This is a genomic window from Bacillus sp. V3-13 (genome assembly GCF_002860165.1).
In the GTDB taxonomy this organism is placed as follows: Bacteria; Bacillota; Bacilli; order Bacillales; family Cytobacillaceae; genus Bacillus_BJ.
Genome location: NZ_PGUZ01000058.1, coordinates 1 through 8,021, shown reverse-complemented (window position 1 = coordinate 8,021; position 8,021 = coordinate 1). Strand labels below are relative to the sequence as shown.

Genomic DNA, 8,021 nt, shown 5'->3' with positions numbered 1-8,021 from the left:
AGTAGGCTTATTTTGTTATGCGCACTTTTTACTTATGACATATTTCTGGGTTCTTTCAAACTATTACTTTTCTTTGTCTATTGTTCTTTTTTTTAGTAAAATAAAGTATTGGATACTAATGACGAAAGAGTGACATGATGGCAAACCAAATTAAAATTGATACGGAATATATTACGTTAAGTCAATTTTTAAAGTTAGCTGAAGTGATCCAAACCGGCGGAATGGCGAAATGGTTTTTAAGTGAGCATGAAGTATATGTAAACGGTGAACTAGATCAGCGAAGAGGCCGGAAATTGCGTAATGGGGATGAAATCCATATACCGAATTTCGGTGATTTTATCGTTACGCATTAGCTAAAGGATGAAGCGTTCATGCATATAGAGCAGTTGTTTTTAAAGAATTACCGCAATTATGAAGACTTGGAGGCTCACTTTGAAAATAAAGTGAACGTGATTCTTGGTGAGAATGCCCAGGGCAAGACAAATGTGATGGAATCGATTTACGTTTTAGCGATGGCTAAATCGCATCGGACGTCAAATGATAAAGAACTTATTCGCTGGGACGAAGATTATGCTAAAATAGAAGGAAGGATACAAAAAAAACATGGCTCGCTGCCGATACAGTTGGTTATTTCAAAAAAAGGAAAAAAAGCCAAAGTAAACCATATCGAACAGCGGAAATTAAGCCAGTACGTAGGAAATATGAATGTTGTCATGTTCGCGCCTGAAGATCTCCATTTAGTAAAAGGGAGCCCTCAAGTAAGGCGTCGTTTTATTGATATGGAGATCGGCCAGGTGTCTCCTGTTTATTTACATGAGGTTGGACAATTCTTAAAAATTCTCCAGCAGCGAAATCATTATTTAAAGCTTTTACAAACAAGGAAACAAACAGATGAAACGATGCTGGACATTTTGACAGAGCAATTTATTGAAATGGCAGTCCGGATTGTCCATAAGCGATTCGAATATACGGGAATGCTTGAAGAGTGGGCGCGTCCGATTCATCAAGGGATATCAAGAAATTTAGAATCGTTAAAGATTACGTATAAGCCTTCGGTTGAAGTATCAGAAGGACAGGATTTGTCGAAAATGGTAACAGCCTTTGAAGAAAAGTTTGTTAAAATAAAGAAAAGAGAAATTGAACGGGGGGTTTCGCTGTTTGGGCCTCACCGGGATGATTTGCTTTTTTTTGTTAATGACCGCGATGTGCAAACTTTCGGTTCTCAAGGCCAGCAAAGGACGACAGCTTTATCTGTTAAACTGGCCGAAATTGAATTGATTCATTCGGAAATTGGTGAATATCCAATTCTGTTATTGGATGATGTATTGTCGGAACTGGATGACTATCGCCAATCTCATTTATTGAATACGATCCAGGGCAAGGTCCAGACATTTGTGACAACAACAAGCGTCGAAGGAATTGACCATCAGACGTTAAAAGAAGCTTCCACCTACAGAGTAGAAGCCGGAGTGATAAATCGGGTTCAATGAGGTGAGAAATGATGTACCTTCATGTCGGTGAAGATATTCTTGTCAGAACAAAAGACATCATCGCCATATTGGATAAAGATAGCATTCAATCCCCCGATGTGGGAGAATTTCTTCAACAAAAGGGCGAAAATGTCATAAATCTTGCAAAAGGTCCATTTAAATCGGTCGTTATAACGGATGAAAGAATTTATTACTCCCCTCTTGCCTCCGGAACACTGAAGAAACGTTCTCAAAAATTATCAGTCCACGAATTTTAAAATATCAGATTGGCCCTTCTTGAGCTGGGTCGATTTTATTATAGATAAGTGAAATTGTAGGAATGCAAATGGAAAGTGTAGGTGATCGATGTGGCTATGGAACAAAAGGCAGTGCAAGAACAAGCATATGATGAGAACCAGATACAAGTATTAGAAGGTCTTGAAGCCGTTCGCAAACGGCCGGGTATGTACATCGGGTCAACAAGTCAAAAGGGGCTTCACCATCTTGTATGGGAGATCGTTGATAATAGTATTGATGAAGCATTAGCCGGTTATTGCACAGAAATTAATGTCACTATCGAAGCAGATAATAGCATTACGGTTGTAGATAATGGTCGCGGCATTCCAGTCGGGATTCACGAAAAAATGGGAAGGCCTGCAGTCGAGGTAATCATGACTGTTCTTCATGCCGGCGGAAAATTCGGCGGCGGCGGTTATAAGGTTTCAGGAGGACTGCATGGTGTAGGTGCGTCTGTCGTAAACGCCCTTTCTACAGAACTCGAGGTGTTCGTCCATCGCGAGGGAAAAATCCATTATCAAAAATTTGAACGCGGCGCCATCCTTGACGATTTAAAAGTAATTGGGGAAACCGATAGAACCGGTACAACTGTACATTTTAAGCCGGATCCCGAGATTTTTACGGAAACACTTGAATATGACTATGATACGCTTGCCAACCGTCTTCGCGAGCTTGCTTTTTTAAACAGGGGGCTTACGATTACGATTGAAGACAAACGCGCTGAAAATAAAAGAAACGAGTATTTTTATGAAGGCGGAATCAAGTCTTATGTCGAGCATTTAAACCGCACAAAAGAAGTGCTTCATGACGAGCCAATCTACATTGAAGGAGAAAAAGACGGAATTACTGTTGAAGTTTCCCTTCAGTATAATGATGGCTATACGAGCAATATTTATTCATTTGCCAACAATATTCATACGTATGAAGGCGGCACGCATGAATCCGGTTTTAAAACAGCCTTAACGAGAGTCATAAACGACTATGCCAGAAAACAAAATGTATTTAAGGACAATGATGATAATCTTTCTGGTGAGGATGTAAGAGAAGGCCTGACGGCGATTGTGTCTGTTAAGCATCCCGATCCGCAATTTGAAGGCCAGACAAAAACAAAGCTTGGAAATTCAGAAGTACGAGCGGTAACCGATACAACATTTGCTGATCATTTCGGGTCCTTTTTACTGGAAAACCCGTCTGTGGCAAGAAAAATTGTTGAAAAAGGTTTAATGGCTGCACGGGCAAGGCTTGCCGCTAAAAAGGCAAGAGAGCTGACAAGAAGGAAAAGTGCCCTGGAAGTCTCAAGCCTGCCTGGTAAATTGGCCGATTGTTCTTCAAAGGACCCTTCGATCAGCGAGCTCTACATTGTTGAGGGTGACTCTGCGGGCGGATCAGCCAAACAAGGAAGGGACCGCCATTTCCAGGCGATTTTACCGCTGCGTGGAAAGATTTTGAATGTAGAGAAGGCACGGCTCGATAAGATTCTCTCCAACAATGAAGTGAGAGCAATCATTACGGCAATCGGGACCGGGATAGGAGAAGATTTTGATATTTCCAAAGCCCGTTACCATAAAGTCGTGATTATGACGGATGCCGATGTTGATGGCGCCCACATCCGAACCTTATTATTAACGTTTTTCTATCGATATATGAGACAAATTCTCGAAGCAGGCTATATTTATATTGCCCAGCCGCCCCTTTATAAAATTCAGCAGGGCAAGCGGGTTGAATACGCTTATAGTGACCGGCAGCTCGAGGCAGTTTTAGAAAATATGCCAAGCCAGCCTAAGCCAGGTATTCAGCGCTATAAAGGTCTTGGAGAAATGAATGCAGACCAGCTCTGGGAAACAACGATGGATCCTTCCGTACGGACTTTGCTCCAAGTGAGCCTTGAGGATGCCATTGAAGCGGATGAAACGTTTGAAATTCTCATGGGTGATAAAGTTGAACCACGGAGAAATTTCATTGAAGAAAATGCCGTTTACGTTAAAAACTTGGATATATAAGCTCGATTTAAGTGAGGTTCAGATTGCCGGGACCGTTTAACAATGCTTGCGCATAGTGATGCGGGTACAACCGGCAGGACCTCCCTTTTCAAGAGTTTTAAAACAGTATATAACGATTACCAGGATAGATCGACAAATCGTCTATCCTGATTTTAATCTTTATCAAATTTTGCAGGCTGTATAAACTCAGGAATATTTTTTAGTTAAAATGATCCCGTTTTTTAAAAGGAGGTTTCCGCAAATGGCTGAGACGCCTAATCCCAGCATTAAAGAAATAAATATTAGCCAGGAAATGCGTACATCTTTTTTAGATTACGCAATGAGTGTTATCGTTGCCCGTGCCCTTCCAGATGTTCGTGACGGATTAAAGCCGGTTCATCGCCGTATACTTTACGCCATGCACGATCTCGGTATGCATTCGGATAAACCATATAAAAAATCAGCCCGTATTGTCGGAGACGTTCTTGGTAAATACCACCCTCATGGTGACTCATCCGTCTATGACACAATGGTCAGAATGGCTCAGGATTTCAACTACCGATATATGCTTGTAGATGGACATGGAAACTTTGGGTCTGTAGATGGTGATTCAGCTGCTGCGATGCGCTATACGGAAGCAAGAATGTCAAAGATTTCAATGGAACTGCTGCGGGATATTAATAAAGACACGATTGATTATCAAGATAACTACGATGGTTCAGAAAGAGAACCGGTCGTTCTTCCTTCGCGTTTCCCAAACTTATTAGTCAATGGTACTTCCGGAATTGCGGTTGGAATGGCAACAAATATTCCCCCTCACCAGCTCGGTGAAATCATTGACGGTGTCCTTGCCTTAACAAAGGATGAGGATATTACGATCCAAGAGCTGATGGAGTTTATTCCGGGCCCGGATTTCCCTACGGCCGGACTCATATTGGGCCGGAGCGGTATCCGAAAAGCATATGAAACAGGGAGAGGCTCAATCACACTCCGGGCAAAGGTAGAAATTGAACAAAAAGCAAATGGCAAGGAAGTTATTATTGTTAAAGAAATTCCTTACCAGGTGAATAAGGCAAGATTGATTGAAAAAATTGCCGAGCTTGTCCGCGATAAAAGAATTGATGGCATTACCGATTTGCGCGATGAGTCAGACCGGAATGGAATGCGGATTGTCATGGAAGTCCGCAGAGACGCCAATGCAAATGTATTGCTAAATAATTTATACAAGCAAACGGCCCTTCAAACAAGCTTTGGTATCAATTTGTTGGCTCTTGTCGGCGGTCAGCCGAAAGTATTAAATTTAAAACAGGCTCTTTCCCATTACTTGGACCATCAAAAAGTGGTGATACGAAGAAGAACCGAGTTCGAACTTCGTAAAGCACAAGCGCGTGCCCATATTTTAGAGGGCTTGCGGATTGCGCTTGATCACCTTGATGAAGTAATCAGCCTAATCAGAAACTCGCAAACGGCAGAAGTAGCCCGCGCAGGTCTCATGGAAAGCTTCAATTTATCTGAAAAGCAGGCACAGGCGATTTTAGATATGCGCCTGCAGCGTTTAACCGGCTTGGAAAGAGAAAAAATTGAAGAAGAATATAATGATCTTGTTAAGCTTATTGCTGAATTAAAAGCTGTTCTTGGCGATGAAGAAAAAGTGCTCCAAATTATCCGTGAAGAATTGACGGAAATTAAAGAGCGTTTTAACGATAGACGCCGTACGGAAATTGTTGCAGGCGGAATCGAGTCAATTGAAGATGAAGATCTCATTCCCCAGGAGAATATTGTTGTCACAATTACGCACAATGGTTATGTAAAGCGCCTTCCTGTGTCGACTTACCGCTCACAAAAACGGGGCGGCCGGGGAATTCAAGGTATGGGAACGAATGAAGATGATTTTGTAGAGCATCTGATTTCGACATCGACTCACGATACACTGCTGTTCTTTACAAATAAAGGGAAGGTGTATCGTGCAAAAGGATACGAAATTCCCGAATTCAGCCGGACAGCGAAAGGAATTCCAATCATAAACCTGCTTGGAGTCGATAAGGGAGAATGGGTGAATGCGATTATCCCGGTTGAAGAGTTTGTCGATGACTGGTTCTTATTCTTCACAACAAAGGAAGGCATATCGAAACGTTCTCCGTTAACCTCATTTGCCCATATCCGAAATAACGGGCTAATTGCTTTGAATCTTCGCGAAGGTGATGAGTTAATTTCCGTGCGGTTGACCGATGGAAGCAAAGAGATCATCATCGGGACAAAAAAAGGAATGTTGATTCGTTTCCCTGAAACAGATGTTCGCTCTATGGGCAGAACTGCAACAGGAGTAAAAGGAATCAACATCGATAAAGATGATGAAGTTGTCGGGATGGAAGTACTTGAAGAAAAAAGCGATATTTTAATCGTTACGAAAAAAGGTTACGGAAAGCGTACTCCTGCTGAAGAGTATCGTGTTCAGGGACGAGGCGGCAAAGGGATCAAAACATGCAATATAACAGATAAAAATGGAAGCCTCGTCGCAATGAAGGCTGTTACAGGTGAGGAAGACCTGATGCTGATCACAACATCGGGTGTCCTGATCCGAATCGATGTAAACGGCATTTCAACGATGGGACGGAACACGCAAGGAGTCAAGCTTATCCGTTTAGAAGGCAATGACAATGATTTTGTTGCAACAGTAGCTAAAGTTGAAAAAGAGGAAGAAAAAGCTGCAGCTGATGAAGAAACTGAAATTCCAGATGACAATATGGACGTTGTTGCAACGCATGACGAGAACGATTCAGAATAAATAATTGAGAGGAACACATTTTTGTGTTCCTCTTTTTTGGGAAAATAAAGTAAAATAGAAATAAAATAAGAATTATTAATCCGGGGTGGAAAAGCGGTGCGCGTAAATATAGAAGAACTAAAAGAAGGCTGCATTCTTTCAACAGATGTTTTTAGCAGGACAAACCGTCCGATTTTACCCAACAAAACAATCTTAACAGAACAGTTGATCGAAATTTTAAAGATCTATTTGATTAAAGATGTTGTGGTCGAAAGAATACTCGCTAATGGCAAGCCGTTTATCCCAACTGGGATAGTCGAAGACGAAGAAAGCCAGCATGGCCCAACCATATTAAGTGAAGAAAATAGTCCTTCCCTCAATCAATTGTATTTAAAAGCAGTCCAGGAATTTAAAAAAGAATATATCTCGTGGCAATCGGGAATGCCGATAAAGATAGCACGAGTCCGGGAAATCCTCCTGCCGCTTCTCGATGCCGCCGAGAAAAGTATTTCAGATATTTTTAATCTTCATCATTTGTCTATGAAGAATGAATATCTTTACCAGCATTCGCTCGCTGTCGGCATTCTGTCTGGATTTATTGCGAAGAGAATGAATTATGATAAAGGGGATATTATTCAAGTCGCATTGGCAGGATGTTTGGCTGATTGTGGAATGGCAAAAATCAGCACGAAAATTGTTAATAAAACAACGTCTTTAACTGTTGAAGAATTTGAAGAAATCAAAAAGCATCCTACCCTTAGCTACAAAATGGTTCAAAATGTTCCACTGTTAAGAGAAGGCACCAAGCTCGCTATTGTCCAGCATCATGAACGATTGGATGGAAGCGGATATCCTTCCGGCGAAAAAGATGATAAGATCCATCCTTTTGCAAAAATTATTGGAGTGGCGGATACTTTTCATGCCATGACATCGGAACGGTTTTATAAGCGAAAGCTTTCACCGTTTAGAGCCCTCGAAATGATCTCTGAGGATCAATTCGGAAAGTTTGATTTAAAAGTTTTGAAAGCATTAAGTTCCGGATTCATGAATTTCTCAACCGGAAGCAAGATTAAGCTTTCCGACGGCCAGCAGGCAGAAATTTTATTTGTCGAAGAAACAGCACCAACCCGGCCATTAATAAGAGTTTTGGAAACGGATGAAATTATCCACTTAAGCAAACACAGGCAGCTTTTTATAGAAGAAATCGTTACATCGGCTGAGTAAAAATCAGCCGATTTCTTTTTCGCTTTTAAGACCTTCTAACGCAAATTTGTGCACAACAATAAATCAAAAAAAGTTCACAAATACCCTTGCCACAAATATAATAGGCTGGTATAATCATTCAAGTCAACAATAACCGGGAAACTGATTGTTTATCTTTAAAAAGTTGTTGACATAACATTGTCAAAATGATATATTAATAAAGTCGCCTCGCGGCGGCAAACGAGTTTATTGCTCTTTGAAAACTGAACAAGCAAGCAAAAACGTCAACGTTAATTCTATTTTATTTAA

Annotated in this window: 6 protein-coding genes; all 6 read left to right on the top strand. The window is 41.1% G+C overall.

Annotated elements, in window-relative coordinates; all coding sequences use genetic code 11:
* Positions 1–137: 137 nt before the first annotated feature.
* The 6 genes from yaaA to CU633_RS18370 all read left to right on the top strand — a co-directional run bounded on the left by yaaA (position 138) and on the right by CU633_RS18370 (position 7,733).
* A complete protein-coding gene (gene yaaA / locus CU633_RS18395; protein ID WP_101662038.1) occupies positions 138–353 on the top strand; it encodes a S4 domain-containing protein YaaA in 216 nt (71 codons plus the stop codon).
* 18 nt (positions 354–371) lie between these two features.
* The gene (gene recF / locus CU633_RS18390) at positions 372–1,490 is read left to right on the top strand and encodes a DNA replication/repair protein RecF (protein WP_101662037.1); all 1,119 of its coding nucleotides are present in this window, start codon (positions 372–374) and stop codon (positions 1,488–1,490) included.
* A gap of 8 nt (positions 1,491–1,498) precedes the next feature.
* Positions 1,499–1,747 (top strand): extracellular matrix regulator RemB, encoded by a 249-nt coding sequence (gene remB, locus CU633_RS18385; RefSeq protein WP_374703389.1) that lies wholly within the window; start codon positions 1,499–1,501, stop codon positions 1,745–1,747.
* A gap of 96 nt (positions 1,748–1,843) precedes the next feature.
* The gene (gene gyrB / locus CU633_RS18380) at positions 1,844–3,766 is read left to right on the top strand and encodes a DNA topoisomerase (ATP-hydrolyzing) subunit B (protein ID WP_101662035.1); all 1,923 of its coding nucleotides are present in this window, start codon (positions 1,844–1,846) and stop codon (positions 3,764–3,766) included.
* A gap of 241 nt (positions 3,767–4,007) precedes the next feature.
* Positions 4,008–6,530, top strand: a complete 2,523-nt coding sequence (gyrA, locus tag CU633_RS18375) for a DNA gyrase subunit A (RefSeq protein ID WP_101662034.1) — start codon at positions 4,008–4,010, stop codon at positions 6,528–6,530.
* Between the two features lie 96 nt (positions 6,531–6,626).
* On the top strand, positions 6,627–7,733 hold the full coding sequence (locus CU633_RS18370; RefSeq protein WP_101662033.1) for an HD-GYP domain-containing protein: 1,107 nt from the start codon (positions 6,627–6,629) through the stop codon (positions 7,731–7,733).
* Positions 7,734–8,021 lie beyond the last annotated feature (288 nt).